Origin of the sequence: Sodalis sp. RH14, from assembly GCF_047324285.1 — a bacterium.
Classification (GTDB): Bacteria; Pseudomonadota; Gammaproteobacteria; order Enterobacterales; family Enterobacteriaceae; genus Acerihabitans.
In genome coordinates this window covers 5,907,506-5,925,247 of record NZ_CP178739.1, presented here as the reverse complement: position 1 = coordinate 5,925,247, position 17,742 = coordinate 5,907,506, and the positions used below count along the sequence as shown (strand labels likewise).

The 17,742-nt window shown below is 56.3% G+C and carries 19 protein-coding genes; 13 read left to right on the top strand and 6 right to left on the bottom strand.

Annotated features, from left to right (window positions below; translation table 11 throughout):
• Positions 1 to 22 precede the first annotated feature (22 nt).
• Positions 23 to 514 (bottom strand): cell-envelope stress modulator CpxP, encoded by a 492-nt coding sequence (gene cpxP, locus ACL2XQ_RS26955; protein ID WP_410012722.1) that lies wholly within the window; start codon positions 512 to 514, stop codon positions 23 to 25.
• 148 nt (positions 515 to 662) lie between these two features.
• On the opposite strand from cpxP, the gene cpxR reads away from it, so the two are divergent.
• The 3 genes from cpxR (at position 663) to trmL (ending at position 3,310) form a co-directional block, all read left to right on the top strand.
• On the top strand, positions 663 to 1,361 hold the full coding sequence (cpxR, locus tag ACL2XQ_RS26950; protein ID WP_413729119.1) for an envelope stress response regulator transcription factor CpxR: 699 nt from the start codon (positions 663 to 665) through the stop codon (positions 1,359 to 1,361).
• On the top strand, positions 1,358 to 2,767 hold the full coding sequence (gene cpxA / locus ACL2XQ_RS26945; RefSeq protein ID WP_410012724.1) for an envelope stress sensor histidine kinase CpxA: 1,410 nt from the start codon (positions 1,358 to 1,360) through the stop codon (positions 2,765 to 2,767). Before cpxR ends, cpxA begins: the two co-directional genes overlap by 4 nt.
• A 75-nt stretch (positions 2,768 to 2,842) precedes the next feature.
• Positions 2,843 to 3,310: a tRNA (uridine(34)/cytosine(34)/5-carboxymethylaminomethyluridine(34)-2'-O)-methyltransferase TrmL gene (gene trmL / locus ACL2XQ_RS26940; RefSeq protein ID WP_410012725.1), complete on the top strand. Its 468-nt coding sequence runs from the start codon at positions 2,843 to 2,845 to the stop codon at positions 3,308 to 3,310.
• 13 nt (positions 3,311 to 3,323) lie between these two features.
• Here the strand turns inward: trmL and cysE are convergent, their stop codons facing one another.
• Genes cysE through ACL2XQ_RS26915 form a run of 5 tightly spaced genes read right to left on the bottom strand, consistent with a single transcriptional unit; the run spans position 3,324 to position 6,436 of the window.
• A complete protein-coding gene (gene cysE, locus ACL2XQ_RS26935; RefSeq protein ID WP_410012726.1) occupies positions 3,324 to 4,139 on the bottom strand; it encodes a serine O-acetyltransferase in 816 nt (271 codons plus the stop codon).
• A 43-nt stretch (positions 4,140 to 4,182) separates the two neighbouring features.
• Positions 4,183 to 5,199 (bottom strand): NAD(P)H-dependent glycerol-3-phosphate dehydrogenase, encoded by a 1,017-nt coding sequence (gpsA, locus tag ACL2XQ_RS26930; RefSeq protein WP_410012727.1) that lies wholly within the window; start codon positions 5,197 to 5,199, stop codon positions 4,183 to 4,185.
• 2 nt (positions 5,200 to 5,201) lie between these two features.
• Complete coding sequence (gene secB, locus ACL2XQ_RS26925) at positions 5,202 to 5,672, bottom strand: protein-export chaperone SecB (RefSeq protein ID WP_410012728.1); 471 nt, start codon at positions 5,670 to 5,672, stop codon at positions 5,202 to 5,204.
• A 57-nt stretch (positions 5,673 to 5,729) separates the two neighbouring features.
• Complete coding sequence (gene grxC / locus ACL2XQ_RS26920) at positions 5,730 to 5,981, bottom strand: glutaredoxin 3 (protein ID WP_331122111.1); 252 nt, start codon at positions 5,979 to 5,981, stop codon at positions 5,730 to 5,732.
• Between the two features lie 23 nt (positions 5,982 to 6,004).
• Entirely contained in the window at positions 6,005 to 6,436 is a 432-nt protein-coding gene (locus ACL2XQ_RS26915) for a rhodanese-like domain-containing protein (RefSeq protein ID WP_410012729.1), read from the bottom strand.
• Between the two features lie 240 nt (positions 6,437 to 6,676).
• Here ACL2XQ_RS26915 and envC point away from each other — a divergent pair, with 240 nt between their 5' ends.
• From envC to ACL2XQ_RS26865, 10 genes are all read left to right on the top strand, one after another.
• Complete coding sequence (gene envC, locus ACL2XQ_RS26910; protein WP_410012730.1) at positions 6,677 to 7,975, top strand: murein hydrolase activator EnvC; 1,299 nt, start codon at positions 6,677 to 6,679, stop codon at positions 7,973 to 7,975.
• Between the two features lies 1 nt (position 7,976).
• Positions 7,977 to 8,909: a divergent polysaccharide deacetylase family protein gene (locus tag ACL2XQ_RS26905; protein WP_410012731.1), complete on the top strand. Its 933-nt coding sequence runs from the start codon at positions 7,977 to 7,979 to the stop codon at positions 8,907 to 8,909.
• A 95-nt stretch (positions 8,910 to 9,004) separates the two neighbouring features.
• Positions 9,005 to 10,222 (top strand): glycosyltransferase, encoded by a 1,218-nt coding sequence (locus ACL2XQ_RS26900; protein WP_410016661.1) that lies wholly within the window; start codon positions 9,005 to 9,007, stop codon positions 10,220 to 10,222.
• 7 nt (positions 10,223 to 10,229) lie between these two features.
• Complete coding sequence (locus tag ACL2XQ_RS26895; protein ID WP_413727406.1) at positions 10,230 to 11,147, top strand: hypothetical protein; 918 nt, start codon at positions 10,230 to 10,232, stop codon at positions 11,145 to 11,147.
• Positions 11,148 to 11,289: 142 nt separating this feature from the next.
• A complete protein-coding gene (gene rfaD / locus ACL2XQ_RS26890; RefSeq protein WP_410012733.1) occupies positions 11,290 to 12,222 on the top strand; it encodes an ADP-glyceromanno-heptose 6-epimerase in 933 nt (310 codons plus the stop codon).
• Between the two features lie 27 nt (positions 12,223 to 12,249).
• The gene (gene rfaF, locus ACL2XQ_RS26885; protein WP_413721804.1) at positions 12,250 to 13,299 is read left to right on the top strand and encodes an ADP-heptose--LPS heptosyltransferase RfaF; all 1,050 of its coding nucleotides are present in this window, start codon (positions 12,250 to 12,252) and stop codon (positions 13,297 to 13,299) included.
• Positions 13,299 to 14,294, top strand: a complete 996-nt coding sequence (gene rfaC, locus ACL2XQ_RS26880) for a lipopolysaccharide heptosyltransferase RfaC (RefSeq protein WP_413739897.1) — start codon at positions 13,299 to 13,301, stop codon at positions 14,292 to 14,294. Before rfaF ends, rfaC begins: the two co-directional genes overlap by 1 nt.
• Positions 14,294 to 15,385: a glycosyltransferase family 9 protein gene (locus tag ACL2XQ_RS26875; protein WP_413739896.1), complete on the top strand. Its 1,092-nt coding sequence runs from the start codon at positions 14,294 to 14,296 to the stop codon at positions 15,383 to 15,385. The genes rfaC and ACL2XQ_RS26875 overlap by 1 nt, the downstream gene beginning before the upstream one ends.
• Positions 15,378 to 16,385 carry a glycosyltransferase family 8 protein gene (locus ACL2XQ_RS26870; protein ID WP_413739895.1) on the top strand — a complete coding sequence of 336 codons (1,008 nt, stop codon included), beginning with the start codon at positions 15,378 to 15,380 and terminating at the stop codon, positions 16,383 to 16,385. Before ACL2XQ_RS26875 ends, ACL2XQ_RS26870 begins: the two co-directional genes overlap by 8 nt.
• The gene (locus ACL2XQ_RS26865) at positions 16,382 to 17,704 is read left to right on the top strand and encodes an O-antigen ligase family protein (protein WP_413721802.1); all 1,323 of its coding nucleotides are present in this window, start codon (positions 16,382 to 16,384) and stop codon (positions 17,702 to 17,704) included. The genes ACL2XQ_RS26870 and ACL2XQ_RS26865 overlap by 4 nt, the downstream gene beginning before the upstream one ends.
• Positions 17,705 to 17,742: the final 38 nt, after the last annotated feature.

Below are 17,742 nucleotides of genomic sequence, written 5' to 3'. Positions count from 1 at the left end.
CACATCACTACACTGGGCGTTGCTACTCGTTACTCAACGCTGGCTTCTGGGACGAAGTTTGGGTCATTTCCGCCATCTGCAGCTGGATCTCGGCGATACGCTGCTGATGTTTTTGATTCAAAATTTGTCTTTGCTCCGGGGTCAGCAGGTTGTACATTTGGTTGCGTACTTTGGCCATTTCAACCTGACGGATCACCTGCTGCTGCGCCATTTTTTCCGTTTGGGCCCGCACTGCCGGTTCGTCAAAATTTTCCGCCGTCACCAATGTATGCAGCCGTTCCATTTCGCTAATATTAAAGCGAGGAGTGGCAAGCAGGGCCTGACTCATTAAATCACGCATTTGTTGCCGCTGTTGTTCGGTGAGCCTGACGCCGTCAAACATGCTGTAATGGCTATCGCTTAGCCGACTGGCGATATCATCGTGATGCCAACTTTCCGTAGCGGTCTGCTCGCCGGCCAGGGTGCTTCCTGTTACCAGGGCGGCGGCGATGACCAATACGTTAAGCTTGTGCATCCTTAACCCCTTGACTCTTTCTTTGTTGCTTAACCATGAAGTCATTCTACTGAGGCCGCTGCAAACATGCGTCAGGGGATGTAAAGCTACGTAAAGTCATGGATTGGTAGTGATTGTTGACGTATTTTGCATCATGAGGTGAATAAAAATGAATAAAATCCTTTTGGTTGATGACGATCGCGAATTAACAGCATTATTAAAAGAATTGCTCGAGATGGAAGGCTTTGAAGTCCTGGTCGCCTATGACGGCGAGCAGGCGCTGAACATGCTGGACAGCTCGGTGGATTTGCTATTGCTTGATGTGATGATGCCGCGTAAAAACGGTATCGATACGCTTAAGGAGCTGCGCCAGCAGCATCAAACGCCGGTGATTATGCTGACCGCGCGCGGCAGCGAACTGGATCGGGTGCTGGGGCTTGAGCTGGGCGCGGATGACTATCTGCCCAAACCGTTCAACGATCGCGAGCTGGTGGCGCGTATCCGGGCCATTTTACGCCGTTCGCACTGGACCGAGCAGCAGCAGGCCGGCGATGCCGGCACGCCCGCGCTGGAGGTGGATTTTCTGCGCCTGAATCCGGGGCGTCAGGAAGCCACCTTCGACGGCGTTGCGCTGGAGCTGACCGGTACCGAGTTTACGCTGCTTTACCTGCTGGCCCAGCATCTTGGCCAAGTGGTCTCCCGCGAACACCTGAGCCAGGAGGTGCTGGGCAAACGCCTGACGCCGTTCGACCGGGCGATCGATATGCATATCTCCAACCTGCGGCGTAAACTGCCGGAACGCAGGGACGGGCATCCGTGGTTTAAAACCCTGCGGGGACGAGGCTACCTGATGGTATCCGCCGCATGATAAACAGTTTAACCGCCAGGATCTTCGCCATTTTCTGGCTGACCCTGGCGTTGGTGCTGATGCTGGTGCTGATGGTGCCCAAGCTGGATTCCCGTCAGTTGACGCCGCTGCTCGACAGCGAACAGCGCCAGGGCATTATGCTGCAACAGCATGTGGAAGCGGAGCTGGCGGGAGATCCTGCCAACGACCTGATGTGGTGGCGGCGGCTGTTCCGCTCCATCGATAAATGGGCGCCTCCCGGGCAGCGGCTGATTCTGGTCACCAGCGAAGGGCGGGTCATCGGCGCCCAGCGTAATGAAATGCAGGTTATCCGTAATTTTATCGGCCAGTCCGACAACTCCGATCATCCGCAAAAGAAAAAATATGGCCGCGTGGAATTGGTGGGGCCGTTCCCGGTGCGGGACGGCGAGGATAACTATCAGCTGTATCAAATCCGCCCCGCCGGCAATTCACAGTCGGACTTCATCAGCCTGATGTTCGACCGGCCGCTGCTGCTGTTGATTGTCACCATGCTTATCAGCATCCCGCTGCTGCTCTGGCTGGCCTGGAGCCTGGCGAAACCGGCGCGTAAACTCAAGCATGCCGCCGATGAGGTGGCCCGGGGCAATTTGCGCCAGCATCCCGAGCTGGAAGCCGGTCCACAAGAATTTCTGGCCACCGGCGTCAGCTTCAACCAGATGGTCAGCGCCCTGGAAAGAATGGTTAATGCCCAGCAACGCCTGCTGTCCGATATTTCCCACGAACTGCGCACCCCCCTGACGCGTTTACAGCTGGCCACCGCCCTGATGCGGCGTAAACATGGCGAGGGCCATGAACTGGCCCGTATCGAGACCGAGGCGCAGCGTCTGGACTCGATGATTAATGATTTGCTGGTGCTGTCGCGCAATCAGCATAAGAACGAATTGACCCGCGAATACGTCACGGCCGGCGACTTGTGGAACGATGTGCTGGACGATGCCAAATTCGAAGCCGAACAGATGGGCAAAACCCTGCGCATCGCCTCGCCTCCCGGCAATTGGATGCTGGTCTGCAATCCCGCCGCGCTCGACAGCGCGCTGGAAAATGTGGTGCGCAACGCCCTGCGTTACTCGAATCAGCAAATTTCGGTGACGTTTACCGCCGATCAACAGGGGGTCACCATTATCGTCGATGACGACGGGCCGGGCGTCAGCGCTGAAGATCGCGAACAGATTTTTCGCCCGTTCTATCGCACCGATGAAGCGCGCGATCGCGCATCCGGCGGCTCGGGACTGGGCCTGGCCATTGTCGAAAAAGCGGTGGAGCAGCATCACGGCTGGGTTAAAGCGCAAGACAGCCCGCTTGGCGGGCTGCGGCTGGTCATGTGGCTGCCGTTGCATCACCGGCGCCCGGCGGCGGGCACGGAGAACAAAGCCGAGAGCAAATAAGACGCGGCCGGAAGTGGGCAATTGCGGCATGGCGGCGTTTTATTTGCTATCCTTCGCCCTCGTCAAGGGGGCACCATGCTACACATCGTTTTATTCGAGCCGGAAATCCCGCCAAATACCGGCAATATCATACGCCTGTGCGCTAATACCGGGTTTCAGCTGCATCTGATCGAGCCGTTGGGGTTTACCTGGGATGATAAGCGCCTGCGCCGCGCCGGGCTGGATTACCATGAGTTCGCCGATATCAGGCGTCACCATGATTATGGCGCCTTCCTGGCCGCGCAGGCGCCGCGGCGGCTGTTTGCCCTGACCACCAAGGGCAGTCCCGCCCACAGCGCGGTGAGCTATCAGCCGGGAGATTATTTGCTGTTCGGTCCGGAAACGCGCGGCTTACCGCCCGCCATTCTCGATACCCTGCCCGGGGATCATAAAATCCGCATTCCAATGCAACCCGGCAGCCGCAGCATGAATCTGTCCAATGCCGTCGCAGTGGTGGTTTATGAAGCCTGGCGCCAATTAGGGTATGAAAGCGCGCGCCCGTAGCCGTTAACGCCGGTCAAATGCCGTCGCCATATTCAAAACCATGGCCGCCGAAAAACTGGTCCATATCCATGGAGGGCTTATCGCTATCCGGCCGGCCGACAATCCTTGCGGGCACGCCGGCGGCGGTGGTATGGGGCGGCACCGATTGCAGCACCACGGAACCCGCGCCGATTTTGGCGCCCCGCCCGACCTCGATATTGCCAAGGATAGTTGCGCCGGCGCCAATCATTACGCCTTCGCGGATCTTGGGGTGGCGATCGCCGCTGGTTTTTCCGGTCCCGCCGAGCGTGACCGACTGGAGGATGGAGACATCGTTTTCCACAACGGCCGTTTCACCGATAACGATACCGGTGGCATGATCGAGCATAATGCCGCAGCCGATATTGGCGGCCGGATGGATATCGACGCCGAAGGAAACCGAAATCTGGTTTTGGAAATAGATCGCCATCGCCTTGCGATCCTGGCGCCACAACCAGTGGCCGATGCGATAGGCCTGCAGGGCGTGGAACCCCTTGAGATACAGCAGCGGGGTGGAAAATTTATCCACCGCCGGATCGCGCAGGCGCACCGCGTGGATATCGCGCGCGGCCGAAATAATCATCTGCAGATCGGCGCTGTAGGCCTCTTCGACGATTTCCCGGATGGCGATGGCCGGCATAATCGGGTTGGCGAGCTTATTGGCCAGCATATAGCTGAGCGCGCTGCCGAGGTTTTCATGTTTGAGCAGGGTCGCATGAAAAAAACTGGCCAGCATGGGTTCACAATCCGCCAGCAAACGTGCTTCAGCTTTAATGTTATTCCAGACTAATTCCAATTCTTCAGTGGACATACTCACTACCTTCCGCGGATGGCTATCTTCTGACATACCGGCGTCAGCCGCCGGTTTTCTCATCTTTCTGCGCCCGGCCCAGCAAGGTCAGGGCGGCTTCCCGGGCATTTTTATCCCGGTAGAGCACCTGGTAGATTTGCTCGGTGATCGGCATTTCCACCCCTGCGCGCCCGGCCAGCGCCAGTACTTCCTTGGTGTTACGGTAACCTTCCACCACCTGGCCGATGGTATCCTGCGCGGACTGCACATCGATGCCCTGGCCCAGGAGCATGCCGAAACGCCGGTTACGGGATTGATTGTCGGTACAGGTCAATACCAGGTCGCCCAAACCGGCCATGCCCATGAACGTGCTCGGATCGGCGCCCAGCGCCGTGCCGAGGCGGGTCATTTCAGCCAGTCCGCGGGTAATCAGGGCGGTACGGGCGTTGGCGCCGAAACCGATGCCGTCGGACATGCCGGCGCCGATGGCAATGACATTTTTAACCGCGCCGCCGAGCTGGACGCCGATAAAATCAGGGTTGCCATAGACCCGGAAACTTTTGCCGCAGTGGAGTAAATTCTGTAAATCCGCCGAAAAAACGGCGTCGGTGGCGGCCAGGGCGATAGCGGTGGGCAGGCCCGCCGCCAGTTCCTTGGCAAAGGTCGGTCCGGAGATGACCGCCAGGGGAATAGCGTCGCCCAGCACGTCGCGCGCGACATCCGCCAGCAACCGTCCGGTTTCCGTCTCCAGGCCCTTGGTCGCCCAGACCACCCGCGCATCCGGCCGCAGGTGCGGCTTAAGCTGCGTCAGGACGCTGCCGAACACGTGGCTGGGGACTACGATCAACACATCGCGGCCGGCGGCGAGCGCCAGCGATAAATCGCTCTCCAGGCGCAGCGAGGGCGGGAAAGGCACATCGGGCAAGAACGCCTGGTTGCACCGCGCCGCCTGCAGCGCCTGGATATGTTGCGGATCGTGCCCCCATAGCACCACCTCATGACCGTTGCGTGCCAGGGTAATAGCCAGGGCCGTACCGTAGGAACCGGCACCGATAACAATCATTGAGGCGTTAGCGTGCATTATCAGGCTTCCTGCGCCGGTTGGCTTCCTTCGCTTTCCGACTGCTGTTGCAGGTAGTTCATGAACAAGGCGTCAAAGTTTACCGGCGCCAGGTTCAATTGCGGGAACGTGCCGCGCGAAACCTGGCTGGTGATGCATTCACGGGCATACGGGAACAGGATATTCGGGCAGTACGCGCCCAGGCAATGGGCCATTTGCGTGCCGTCGATGCCGGAGATGGTGAAAATCCCCGCCTGCTGGACTTCACATAAAAACGCGGTTTCCTCGCCCAGCGAGGCAGTGACGGTAACCCGCAGCACCACTTCATAGATGCCTTCCGCCAGCTGGCTGGAAGCGGTATCCAGATCCAGTTTGATTTCCGGCTGCCATTCCAGCTGGAAAACCTTCGGCGCGTTCGGCGCTTCAAACGAGACGTCTTTGGTGTAGATACGCTGGATCTGAAACGCCATCTCGGTACTATTTTGTTCTGACATTAAAAAAACCCTATGGTTAATTTGCTGCATGCGCCCGCGCACGTCAGCCGGCCCCGTCTATTTCAGCAGGGGATCCAGGCCGCCGCGCGCATCAAGCGCGTGTAAATCATCACAGCCACCCACGTGCTGTCCGTCGATGAAAATTTGTGGAACCGTGGTGCGCCCGCTGCGTTTAATCATTTCTTCCCGTTTATCCGCGTCCCCGTCAATGGGTATTTCCTGGAACACGGCGTTCTTGCGGGTGAGTAAAGCCTTGGCGCGATGGCAATATGGACACGTTGATTTAGTGTAGATTTCTATATTGGCCATGGTTCCCCCTCTCAGGTGATAATTTATTTACCCCGGACCAGCGGTAAATTTTCTCCGCTCCAGCCGGATATGCCTTCTTTCAGAACATAAACCCGATCAAAGCCTGCTTTATTCAGGTTTTCGGCCGGTTCGCGAGACGTGCTGCCGGTGGCGCAAACGACAATAACCGGTTTGGTCTTGGCCTTGTCAAGCTCGCCCAGGCTGCCGCTTTTTATCTCGGCCGACGTCAGGTTAAGCGCGTTGGCGATATGCCCTTTACGGTAATCATCCCGGGTACGCAGATCAACGATCACTGCGTCTTCCTTGTTGATCAAGCGGATGGCTTCGCCGCGGGAAATTTCATTAACCTTGGAAAAACGATTTTTGAACGTTGTTACGATGACGGCGATCAATAAAGCGACCCACGCCAAACATAGCATAGGGTGATCGCTGACAAACTGCGTAATTTCTTGCATGGGGTGTAAAAGCTCCCGTTAGTTGTGGCCACGCTTTAAAGCCTTCGAGTATACCCTCGCATTACGGCAAATTCAGCCAATATACATGACCGGAAAGAAGAAACTACCTGCAATGCGCGTCATGTCGCTAAAAACCGGGCGGTTTATCAACCGTTTCCTCCGGTCCGCGCGCGCCGCCGCCGCGGTATTGCCGCAAGAGATGACTGGTAAGCGGCTGGTCAACGTGGAATAATCCAGACAATGAGGGGAAAGGCATCGTTGAACAGATTGAGTCACAGGGAAAACGGCCCGCAGCGCCGTCCTTCCGCGCGAAAACTTACCATGTACGCCAGCATTATCTTCGCTGGCGTTATGTTATTGCCTGCCAGCAGCCATGCCGAGGATAACAAGGAACAGCTCAAAACCCTGCAGCAAAGCATTGCCGAAAAAGAAAAAAACGTGCATTTGCAACAGCAGCAGCGCGGCAAACTGCTCGGACAGTTGAAACAGCAGGAAATCGCCGTTTCCCAATCCAGCCGCATCCTGCACGAAACGCAGACCACGCTTGCGGCGCTGGACAAGGCTATCGCCCGGCTGAACCAGTCCATCAAACAATTGGAAGCACGTTTGGCCGAGCAGCAAAAACTGCTGGCACAACAGCTTGACGCCGCGTTCCGCCAAGGCCGCAATGCGGGCATGCAGCTGATTCTGAGCGGTGAGCAGAGCCAGCGTAACGAGCGTATCTTCGCTTATTACAGCTACCTGAATGAAGCGCGGGAAAAATCCATCCGCGACCTGGGCGCGACCCGGCAGGCGCTGGCGGACCAGAAAAAAGACCTGCAGCAAAAGCAGCAGCAGCAAACCGCCCTGTTGCAACAGCAGCACGCGCAGCAAGATGCGCTGGAAAAAGCCCGCGCGGCCAGGCGTAAAACCCTCTCCGGTCTCGACTCGTCTATCGCGCAGGATCAGCAAACACTGAACGAACTGCGCCAGAACGAATCGCGACTGCGGGATAATATCGCCCGGGCGGAGCGGGAAGCGCGGGCGCGGGCCGAGCGTGAAGCGCGGGAGGCGCAGCAGGTGCGCGAACGTCAGGAACAGGCCAAACGCAAAGGCGATACGTATAAACCTTCGCCCAGCGAACGCGCCCTGGTATCCCGCACCGGCGGCCTGGGCCAGCCGGCGGGCCAGGATCTGTGGCCGGTCCGGGGACGTACGCTGCATCGGTTTGGTGAATCCCTGCAGGGTGAACTACGCTGGAAGGGCATGGTCATCGCCGCGGCCGAAGGCAGCGAAGTCAGGGCCATCGCCGACGGACGCGTCCTGATGGCCGACTGGCTGCAGGGATATGGGCTGGTGGTGGTGGTTGAACATGGCAAAGGCGATATGAGCCTTTACGGTTATAACCAGAGCGCGCTGGTCAGCGTGGGCGCCCAGGTCCGATCCGGCCAGCCTATTGCGCTGGTGGGCAGCAGCGGCGGCCAGGGCACTCCTGCGCTTTATTTTGAAATTCGTCGCCAGGGCCAGGCGGTGAATCCGTTACCCTGGTTAGGAAGATAGTTTGCTAAGGAAAAACCTTCATCGCATTTTAGTCTGCACGCTGCTCGCCGCCTCCACCGGTGTGGACGCCGGCAAACTGGCCATCGTCATTGATGACTTCGGCTATCAGCCGCATAACGAGTATCAGGTACTCGCCATGCCGACGGCGGTTTCGATTGCGGTGCTGCCGAATGCACCCTACGCGCGGGAAATGGCCACCAGGGCGCATCAGCAGGGGCGCGAAGTGCTGATCCACCTGCCGATGGCGCCCCTGAGCAAGCAACCCCTGGAACGCGATACCCTGCGCCCCGAGATGAGCCGCGATGAAATAACGCGCATCGTGCGCGACGCGGTCGGCAAGGTGCCCTTCGCCGTGGGGGTCAACAACCATATGGGCAGCGCCATGACCTCAAGCCTTGGCGGCATGCAGAATGTCATGCAGGTGCTGAAACAATACCCCTTTTATTTTCTCGATAGCATGACCATCGGCAACAGCCAGTCGCGCCAGGCGGCGGCGGGCACCGGCATCAGCGTCATCAGGCGCAACGTTTTTTTGGACGATACCAGCAACGAAGCGGACATTCGCCAGCAGTTTAACCGCGCCGTGGCCCTGGCCCGGCGTAACGGTTCAGCCATCGCCATCGGTCACCCCCACCCCAATACCGTCAGGGTCTTGGCGCAAATGTTGCCCACGCTGCCCGCGGATATTGTGCTGGTGCGCCCGAGCATGTTATTGAATGAACGTTACGCCCCGGCCCCCGCGCCGGAACCGAAGCCCGTCAGGCCGCGCAACCCGTTCCACGGCATCCCGCAATGTACCGTGAAACAGGCGCCGCCGCCGGTGTACGCCGACGCCATGTTCAAGGCCATATTCTCTAGCCTGGATGAGACGCGGCGGGTTATGCTCGGGGAGCATGGCAAACCGCTCCCGGCGCCGCTGCGCCCGGAAAAATAGCGGATCCCGGCAATAAATAACGAAATAGTGACGGGGCGGTGCCCGCGTTAATGTACCTTAAATGATAATCATTCAAATATTGGGAATGCATGACGATGCCACAAAGCCGGATGAAAATTCTTCTCTTGGACAGCGGCAAGGAATGGGGCGGCGGCACCAACAGCATGCTGGAATTGCTTAAACGCATCGACCGCGAAAAATTCGACATCAGCTGCTGTTTTTACAATAATTATGCCCGCGATAATAACGAAACGGTCAGCGAGGTCCTGGCCGCGCTGGGGATTCAGGTGTTCTTCATTCCCCAGACCCGGCAACCTGCCTGGGCCAAATGGGGCAAGGAAATCCTGCGCACCCTGCTTTTCTTCAATAAAAAGGTTCGTCTCGCCGCGATTTACGCCATCGACAAAATCTGGCGAATTGATCCCAATATCAATAAAATCAGTTCATTACTGGAAATGGGCCAATATGATATTTTATATATGAACAACCAGCCCAGCTCCAATGTCGAGGGGTACTACGCCACCATGGGCTTATCGACCACCGTGGTGCAACATTGCCGTATCGAACCCGTGATGAGCCGCCAGATAGTCAGAATGGTCAATACCCTTTGCCATGCCATTATCTCGGTATCCTCCGGGGTGCAGGACAAGCTGATCCAAAGCGGCGTGCAGCCGGAGATCTGTTATACGGTGTTTAACGGTATCGACATCGATCAGCCCCTGCCGGACGGACTCCCGCTGCGCCACACCCTTGGCGCCGACGATCACACCTTTATCTTCGGCAGCATAGGCTCGCTTATCCCGCGCAAGGCCCATCACCATACCCTGCAGGCCCTGCATTTATTCAACCAGGCCTACCCCGAGGCACGCTGGAAAATGGTGATCGTCGGCGCGGGTCCCGAGCATCAGCGATTGGTCCGGATGGCCGCCGGCTTTCGTCTGCTGGATAAGGTGATTTTTACCGGTTTCAAAAGCAACGCCATGGAATACCTGGCCGCCTTTGATACCTTCATCCTGGCGTCGCGCAGCGAAGGACTGCCGCGCGTGATCCTTGAAGCCATGCTGCTGAATACGGTGGTCATCGGTTCCGATGTCACCGGCACCATGGAATTGATTAAACATCAGGAAACCGGACTGCTATTCCCCTACGGCGATACCCAGGCCCTGTTCAAACAGTTGAAAACGGTTTACCTGGACGCCCAATACCGCCGCACGCTGGCCCAGCAGGCCAACCATATGGTAAAGACCCACTTCACCATTGATAAATATGTCCTGGGTGTCGAAGCCGTGCTCGGCAGCATAAAAACGCTTTGAGGTAGATATGTTCGAATTTCTTAACGCCAAATATCGCCATATCGTCCGTCGTCATAATATCGCTTATGACGAAAAAATAGACGCTTCCCTGCCTTGGGTGCCGGTAACGTCCGTCGTGATCCCCTCGGTGGGCGAGGATTATATTGAGGAAGCGATGCTGAGCGCCACCTTTGCGCAGCGTTATGCGCAGGAGGTGCGTGAAATCGTGATTGTCACCGACCAGCCGGCGCATAAATTTCCGCCGCTGCCCGAAAAGGTCAGGATAGTTACCCTGGCGCTGGAAACCCGTGACGGCGATTATCGCTATAAACAAATCTATCTCAGCCGCCTGGTCAAGCTGCAGGCGCCTCTGCAGGCCCGCACCGAGGGTATATTGATGATCGATTCCGATTTGAACCTGCTGCGGATGCCCGTTATCCGCCTGGTGGACGATCATATTTACTCCAGTTTCCGGCAGGGGAAAATGACGGCTAAACTCAGCCGCGCCGCGCCGGAACGCATCCCGGCATATTATCGCGATGCCGTGCGGCCGGGCCTGCTGGATCATGTTAACGGCGCTTTTCTTGCGGCTACGGCCAGCACCTGGCGGCGGATGTGTCCCATATGGACGGCTTTTTTCATCGATACCTGGACGCAGTTGGGCGATGATCAGCCGCCGACCGACCAATTGCCTCTGGCCGCCATGCTCGATACGCTTGATATCCGCACCATCAACCTGGGCGACTGGATGAATTGGCCGGTGTCGAAAAAAATCGGCGGCACGCCCTCGGTGATTCCAGCGCAGGTAGTGGGGGCGCATGGGGGTTTTCCGCTGGCGGAGTGGCAAAAATATCTGGCGTCCCCCGATGGCGAACTGCTGTTCAAATCACAGGATTATACCCGAAAAGTGCGCTATCTCACTGATAATGAAAAGCAATCATTATGACTGCATGCATTCCTCATGGCATGGCGATAACCCGGCGGCATTTTACCGCACGGATACTAAGGTCACAGAGGAAATGGTATCATAGTGGACATAAAGGAGCAGACACAGTGCCAGCTCCGCGTAAGCTCAACAAGGGTATCCCATGATAGTCGTCACAGGTGGGGCCGGATTTATCGGCAGTAATATTGTTAAGTCGCTGAACAACCTCGGGCACAGCGATATCCTGGTGGTGGATAACCTCAAGGACGGCACAAAATTCATTAATCTGGTAGAGGCGAATATCACCGATTATATGGATAAGGAAGATTTTATCGCCAGCATCATGGCCGGCGATGATTTTGGCGATATCGAAGCCGTATTCCATGAGGGCGCCTGTTCCTCCACCACCGAATGGGACGGCAAGTATATGATGGATAACAACTATCAATACTCCAAGGAGCTGCTGCATTATTGCCTTGAGCGTTCGATTCCCTTTCTGTACGCCTCCTCCGCCGCCACCTACGGCGGCAGGACGGAACATTTTATCGAACAACGGCAGTACGAGCAGCCGCTGAATGTGTACGGCTACTCAAAATTCCTGTTCGATCAGTATGTTCGCGCTATATTGCCGGAAGCCGAGTCCCAGATTTGCGGTTTTCGCTACTTTAACGTGTATGGTCCGCATGAAGGTCATAAAGGCAGCATGGCCAGCGTCGCGTTCCATTTGAATAACCAGATCAATGCCGGTGAAAACCCCAAATTATTTTCCGGCAGCGAAGGCTTTAAACGTGATTTCATCTACGTCGGCGATGTGGCCGAGGTGAATTTATGGTTTTGGCAAAAAGGGGTTTCCGGTATTTTCAACTGCGGCACCGGACGGGCGGAGTCCTTCCAGGCGGTAGCGGACGCGGTGCTGGATTTCCATAAAAAAGGCCAGATTGAGTATATCGATTTCCCCGAGAAACTCAGGGGGCGTTACCAGGCTTACACCCAGGCCGATCTGACCCAGCTGCGGGCCGCGGGCTACACTAAGTCGTTCAAAACCGTGGCCGAAGGCGTGGGCGAATATTTAGCATGGTTAAATCGCAACCATTAATGCACTGGCAAGGATGATATCAGCGGTATGAAAATACTGGTTATCGGGCCGTCGTGGGTTGGCGATATGATGATGTCGCAAAGCCTGTACCGTACCCTGCTGAGCCTTCATCCCGGCGCGGAAATAGAGGTGATGGCGCCCGATTGGTGCCGTCCGTTGCTAAACCGTATGCCGGAGGTGAAGCAGGCGCTGTCGATGCCGCTTGGCCATGGCGCGTTGGCGTTGGCGCAGCGGCGGCGGCTTGGCCTCAGCCTGAAAAAGCAGCATTATCAGCAGGCCATCGTACTGCCCAACTCCTTCAAATCCGCCCTGGTGCCTTTTTTTGCCGGCATCGCCAGGCGCACCGGCTGGCGCGGTGAAATGCGCTACGGCCTGTTAAACGATCTGCGCGTGCTGGATAAAACCGCGTTTCCCCTCATGGTGCAGCGCTATGTGGCGCTGGCATATGATAAAGCGGATATCCGCAGCGCGGAGGATTTACCGCAGCCATTGCTCTGGCCGCGCCTTGAGGTCCGGCGGGATGAAATCCTGGCTGCCCGCGCCGCCTTTTCCCTCACCACGGAACGGCCGGCCATCGGTTTTTGTCCCGGCGCGGAATTCGGGCCGGCCAAGCGCTGGCCCCATTATCATTACGCCGCGCTGGCAGGCACGCTTATCGCCCGCGGCTATCAGGTCCTGCTGTTCGGCTCGGCGAAAGATCGCGCCACCGGCGACGAGATAACCGGCATGCTGGAGGCGTCCGCGGGCGAACACTGCCGCAATCTGGCGGGGCAAACATCCCTTGAACAGGCGGTGGCCCTGCTGGCCGGTTGTCGGGCGGTGGTCAGCAACGATTCCGGCTTGATGCATATCGCCGCCGCGCTGGAGAGACCCCTGGTGGCGCTTTACGGCCCCAGCAGTCCCGATTTTACCCCGCCGCTGGCCCGGCATGCCAAAGTGATCCGTTTAATCAGCGGTTATCAGCGCATCCGTAAAGGGAGCGACGCACAAGGCTATCATCAGAGCCTGATGGATATCCAGCCCGAGCGGGTGGCGGCAGAGCTGGACACACTGCTCGCTGCGGATGAGGGGCGCTGATGCAGGTGCTGATTGTCAAAACCTCCTCCATGGGCGACGTGCTGCATACGCTGCCCGCCCTGACCGACGCCATGCATGCGTTGCCGGGCATTCGTTTTGATTGGGTGGTGGAAGAAGGTTTTGCGCAGATCCCCTCATGGCACCCGGCGGTCGACCGGGTGATACCGGTGGCAATCAGGCGTTGGCGCAAAAACTGGTTTGGCGCGGCAACCCGCCAGGAACGCTGCGACTTTAAGCGCCAGCTGCAGCTAAAACGCTACGATCGGGTGATCGATGCGCAGGGATTGATAAAAAGCGCCGCGCTGGTGACCCGGGTTGCCCGGGGGGAAAAACATGGACTGGATGGCAAAAGCGCGCGTGAACCTTTTGCGAGCTGGTTTTATAATCATCGCCATCACATCGATCGCCAGCAGCACGCCGTTGAGCGCATTCGCCAGCTGTTTGCCGTCAGCCTCGGTTATGACGTGCCGGCGGGACCCGGGGATTATGCCATTGCCGGACATTTTACCGGCGCCGCCGCCCGGCATGATCCTGTCGCGCCTTATCTGGTTTTTTTGCATGCCACCACCCGGAAAGAAAAACATTGGCCGGAAACGCATTGGCGCGAGCTGATAGAATTGTTATCGCCCAGCGGTTTTGACATCAGGCTGCCCTGGGGCACCGCGTCGGAATATGAACGCGCCCTGCGTCTTTCGGACAATTTCCCTTCAGTTGTGGTGCTTCCCAGGCTTAATCTGGCGGGAGTGGCCGACGTGCTGGCCGGCGCGACGGCGGTGGTCTCGGTTGACACCGGCTTAAGCCATCTTGCCGCCGCGCTCGATCGGCCGAATATTACGCTATACGGTCCCACCGATCCCGGGCTTATTGGTGGTTACGGCAATAATCAGCATGCATTGCAGTCAGAGGATAACCGGCTGGAGAATCTCCCGGCAACGCGTGTTTACGCCGAGTTGGCTGTCCTGTTATCGCGTGAGGCAAGCGGACGAATTAACTAATGAGCTATGTGTTTCTGTTTATTTTATTGCTACCAATAAAGTTAGCGCTAAAGCCATTCCAAAAGCACACTGGTAGAAATTTAATTATCCAAACCGCCAAGATTGGCGATTTTGTCAATATCACGCCGCTGCTGCAGCAGCTTGGCCGATCGGACGGGCTGCTTAGCCGGACGGTGGCGCCGCTCGCCTCCCGCGACAGCACGCTGGCGGACTACTTTTTTATTGAAGAATACAAGTCCGGCTTGGTAAAAAAAATGCGTTTGGCGCTGAAGCTGCTTAACCGCTATAGCAATGTCTACCTGCTGCAACCCAATAGCACCAACCTGTTTTACGCCGCCGTCTGCAATGCGCCCAATAAACAGTTTCTTACCGTCTACACGCGCAAATGGTACCACGGCATTTTTTATCTGACGGCCTCAGGCTGCGTTGAACACCGCCGCGACACGCTGACGCTTGAGAACTACCTGAAGCTTGCCGACCGCTCTCTGACCTGGCGCAGCCAGCCCAAACATGCCACGTTTCCGCTCTGGCAACCGCCGCGGGCATTGCCGATACCTGACGCGCCGGGGAAAATAAAAATCGGCATCAGCATCTCCGCCGGCAATAAAGCCAAAACCATTCCCGCCGCCGTCTGGGGGCAAATCCTGGCCACCCTTGCGCCCCTGCCCTGTGTTTTTTATGTTTTCGGGCCACAGGATGAACAGCGCTACCTGGACGAGTTTTACCAGGTTAACGGCGACGCCGGCAATGTGGTTAGCCTGGTCGGACAGTTGCGGCTGGAGGAAATTCCCTGCGCCATAGCGCGCATGGATTGCTACATAGCATCGGATTCGGGCAACGTGTATATCGCCGACGCGCAGCGGGTACCGGTAATCTGCCTGGCGGGCCCATGCTGTATGGCCGAACAGCGGCCTTTGGGCCAGGTGCTTATCATCGCGCCGGCGGATATTGCGCCATCATCGTTTGTATTTTCCGCGCCTTACCGCTTTGAACACTCGCCGCTCAGATTATTTGCGCTAACGCCGGCTAATCGCGACGATATTTTCGCCTTTGTTGCTAGACTTAGTCATAAGGAAGTGATCAATGGATAGCAAAGTCGTGACAAACATGATTGAGCATCAAGAGATGCTCATTGATACGTTGCCGGCCGCCTCCCAACCTGTCTGTCATATTGCGTTTGGCGTTGATAACCAGTATGCGCGCGGTATGGGTGTAACGTTGTTTTCTTTGCTGGAAAATAATCCGGATAGCTATTTTCATATCCATATTTTCAGCAACGGCTTGGCCGATGACGTCAAAAAGAAGCTGCTTACCCTGGTGGCGGGGCGCGCGCTTGCCATGACATTATACAAATACCATAGCGGCTGTTTTGATGACATGCCCTGTATCGGCCGGTATGCCAAAACGATTTACTACCGTATTTTTATTCCGTTAATACTTAAGGACAGGGTGTCGCGGGTGATCTATCTGGACGCGGATACGTTGTGCATTGGTAGCATCAAGCCCTTGATTGATCTCTCTTTTGATAATTACACCCTCTGCGCGGTCAACGATAATAAACGCGCGCGCGCTACGCTTTGCCCGGAGCTGAGCCTGGCCTCGGGAAATTATTTTAATTCGGGGTTTCTGTATATCAATGTCCCGCTATGGCTGGAGCGTAACACCACCGCGCGCTTGCTGAAGGTACTGAACGAAAAGGGCGGTTATTTCCGTTTTCCCGACCAGGATGCGCTTAACCTGGTGTTGGAAAAAGAAGTCCTGCTATTGCCTAAAAAATATAACTACATCTATGATATTATTGCCAATAAGGTCAATCATCGGCCCAAACTCCCCGCCGATACCGTGCTGATCCACTACACCGGCAAATGTAAACCCTGGCATTTATGGGGCTCGGGGCCGTTGGCCGATCTCTACAGTACGTATTATCTGCGTACGCCCTGGCAATCCGAACCCCTGGATATCCCGGTCAAACATAAGGAAATGAAGCGCTACGCTTATGTGCTTTGGTTTCAAAAGCGTTATTCTGATAGCCTGATGTGGCTGATAAGATACATAAAAAATAAATATTTCCATGCTGGAACCGCTAAATGATTGCTTTGAATAATGCTTATCGCTGGCGCAATGTTGATCACGTTCTTTCGCTGACCTACTTTTTTCTCATCAGTATTTCCATCGCTTTTTTTTTGTTTTCAGGACCGGTGAGCCGCAATGCGTTTTACATCCTGACCTATATCAGCGTCATACATTTCCTCATCCTGGTTTTCAAAGTCGATAAAAAAATTCATTTTTACGTTTTTCCGACCTTGTTTTTCCTGTTGGGCCTGAGCAAATTAGTGTGGCTGTCGTTAACCAGCAGTCCCGATTTCCCCTTGGTTGCCTACCATTATCAAATTAGCGGTAAGCGTATGGTTCTGGGGGCTTTTGTGCTTTACTGCATCGAACGCAACAGGACAACCTGGCATTTCAGCTTCCGCGCCGCCAACCTCGCCGGCTACCTGATGTTTGCGCTGCTGGCGCTCATCGCTATTACCGATACGCTGCAATACCTGAAGACCGGCGTGCGGATAAAAATCAACGCCGATGCCGCCACCTCGGGCGCCTATATGCTGGTGCTGTTTTCAATGATCGCCGTCTACTGCCTGCGCCGATTTGCGCCGCATCTCTACCGTCCGCTCTGCCTGCTGGCCATCGGCCTGACCCTGGTGACATTGTTGGCCACCGAGACCCGTTCGGCCTTGGTGTTTTATGGGATATTCGTGATCTTTTGCCTGGGGCATGAATTGTTTTACGGCAAAAAAAACCATAAACGCATTTTTGCCACCGCCATTGTGATTTTAGGCGTCTGCGCCCTGCTCTACGGCAAATCCTATTATCACCCGGCGTTGGACCGCCTGGACGGTATCCAGCAAGAGGCGGAGCTCTATATGCAAGGTCAAAACAGCACCTCGCTGGGAGCGCGCCTTAGCTTATGGAAATCCGCCTGGCACAGTTTTGGCGAGCACCCGTTCGGACAATCGGTGGACAGCCGCAATGCGCTGGCAACGCGCTATATTCAGCAGCACGAAGCGGGAAACCAGGAAGCATTGAATAACGTACAATATCACATGCATAACGATCTGCTGGATACGCTCTCATTACAGGGTATCTTTGGCGCGCTTTTGATGCTGGCGGTGTTTGTGGCGCTGCTGGTTTACCCGTTTGTCCTGTTTTCGGGCGCGGGGGCATTTTTACTGCTGTCGCTGCCGGTGGTTATCTTTAGCCAGGTCGACTGCCAATTTTATAATCGCGAATCGCCCTACTTTATCATGATGGTTTTGGGTTATCTGCTGCTGTTGCGCCAGGTCGCCCCGGCCCCCGAAACGGTAAAAAGCCGGGTAGACAGCGCTGATAAGACCACCAATGCCGTTTAACCATGCAAGCCTATCGGCCGATACGGCCCGGGGGTATA

Bases quoted from the DNA above. Each gene is read 5' to 3' on its own strand.
- cpxP (WP_410012722.1), bottom strand. From the start codon at position 514: ATGCACAAGCTTAACGTATTGGTCATCGCCGCCGCCCTGGTAACAGGA.
- cpxR (WP_413729119.1), top strand. From the start codon at position 663: ATGAATAAAATCCTTTTGGTTGATGACGATCGCGAATTAACAGCATTA.
- cpxA (WP_410012724.1), top strand. From the start codon at position 1,358: ATGATAAACAGTTTAACCGCCAGGATCTTCGCCATTTTCTGGCTGACC.
- trmL (WP_410012725.1), top strand. From the start codon at position 2,843: ATGCTACACATCGTTTTATTCGAGCCGGAAATCCCGCCAAATACCGGC.
- cysE (WP_410012726.1), bottom strand. From the start codon at position 4,139: ATGTCCACTGAAGAATTGGAATTAGTCTGGAATAACATTAAAGCTGAA.
- gpsA (WP_410012727.1), bottom strand. From the start codon at position 5,199: ATGCACGCTAACGCCTCAATGATTGTTATCGGTGCCGGTTCCTACGGT.
- secB (WP_410012728.1), bottom strand. From the start codon at position 5,672: ATGTCAGAACAAAATAGTACCGAGATGGCGTTTCAGATCCAGCGTATC.
- grxC (WP_331122111.1), bottom strand. From the start codon at position 5,981: ATGGCCAATATAGAAATCTACACTAAATCAACGTGTCCATATTGCCAT.
- ACL2XQ_RS26915 (WP_410012729.1), bottom strand. From the start codon at position 6,436: ATGCAAGAAATTACGCAGTTTGTCAGCGATCACCCTATGCTATGTTTG.
- envC (WP_410012730.1), top strand. From the start codon at position 6,677: ATGAGGGGAAAGGCATCGTTGAACAGATTGAGTCACAGGGAAAACGGC.
- ACL2XQ_RS26900 (WP_410016661.1), top strand. From the start codon at position 9,005: ATGCCACAAAGCCGGATGAAAATTCTTCTCTTGGACAGCGGCAAGGAA.
- ACL2XQ_RS26895 (WP_413727406.1), top strand. From the start codon at position 10,230: ATGTTCGAATTTCTTAACGCCAAATATCGCCATATCGTCCGTCGTCAT.
- rfaD (WP_410012733.1), top strand. From the start codon at position 11,290: ATGATAGTCGTCACAGGTGGGGCCGGATTTATCGGCAGTAATATTGTT.
- rfaF (WP_413721804.1), top strand. From the start codon at position 12,250: ATGAAAATACTGGTTATCGGGCCGTCGTGGGTTGGCGATATGATGATG.
- rfaC (WP_413739897.1), top strand. From the start codon at position 13,299: ATGCAGGTGCTGATTGTCAAAACCTCCTCCATGGGCGACGTGCTGCAT.
- ACL2XQ_RS26875 (WP_413739896.1), top strand. From the start codon at position 14,294: ATGAGCTATGTGTTTCTGTTTATTTTATTGCTACCAATAAAGTTAGCG.
- ACL2XQ_RS26870 (WP_413739895.1), top strand. From the start codon at position 15,378: ATGGATAGCAAAGTCGTGACAAACATGATTGAGCATCAAGAGATGCTC.
- ACL2XQ_RS26865 (WP_413721802.1), top strand. From the start codon at position 16,382: ATGATTGCTTTGAATAATGCTTATCGCTGGCGCAATGTTGATCACGTT.